The sequence below is a fragment of the Bradyrhizobium sp. 35 genome (assembly GCF_023073215.1).
GTDB lineage: Bacteria > Pseudomonadota > Alphaproteobacteria > Rhizobiales > Xanthobacteraceae > Bradyrhizobium > Bradyrhizobium canariense_D.
This window is the reverse complement of the sequence record NZ_JADPJC010000167.1, coordinates 1-555: the sequence shown is the minus strand read 5'-3', so window position 1 is coordinate 555 and position 555 is coordinate 1. Positions and strand designations below refer to the sequence as shown.

Below are 555 nucleotides of genomic sequence, written 5' to 3'. Positions count from 1 at the left end.
CGTGTCGCCGCTGGTCTGCTTCACCGGCAGATCGAGATTGTACTCGTGGAGCCAGCAGAGCGCCTGTCGCGCGCTGCCCAGTTCCTCGACCTTGTCGAACACCAGCTTGATCGCTTCCTGGACACGCCGATCCGGATCTTTCTCATAATGGTCGCCGGCCTTCACGAAGCCGACGGGCGCCGCCACAACCAACTCGCCCCGGCGCGCCTTCTCGTAGCGGGCCGAGAGCGAGCGCTGGCGCAACAGATCCAGCTCGTACTCGTTGAGGCTGCCCTTGAGCCCGAGCAGCAGGCGGTCGTTACCGTGCCTCGGTGCATAGATCGTCTCCTGATCGACCAGGACGGTATCGACCACACGACACATCTCGATGAGTTGCTGCCAATCCCGGCTGTTGGGAGCGAAGCGCGAGACCTCGCGGGCGCAAACCGCGCCAACCTTACCGAGGCAAACCTCCGCTACCATCCGCTCGAAACCGGCGCGTTGTACCCCGCCGGCGGCTGAACGACCGAGATCATCATCGATCACTTCAATCTCTGACCACCCGAGCGCCGTCAG

The 555-nt window shown here is 63.6% G+C and carries 1 protein-coding gene; it reads right to left on the bottom strand.

What is annotated here, in order from left to right; all coding sequences use genetic code 11:
* Window positions 1–531 (bottom strand): recombinase family protein (locus IVB36_RS38580; protein ID WP_346731081.1); only part of this gene is annotated, 531 nt, incomplete at its 3' end.
* Between the last annotated feature and the right edge of the window lie 24 nt (window positions 532–555).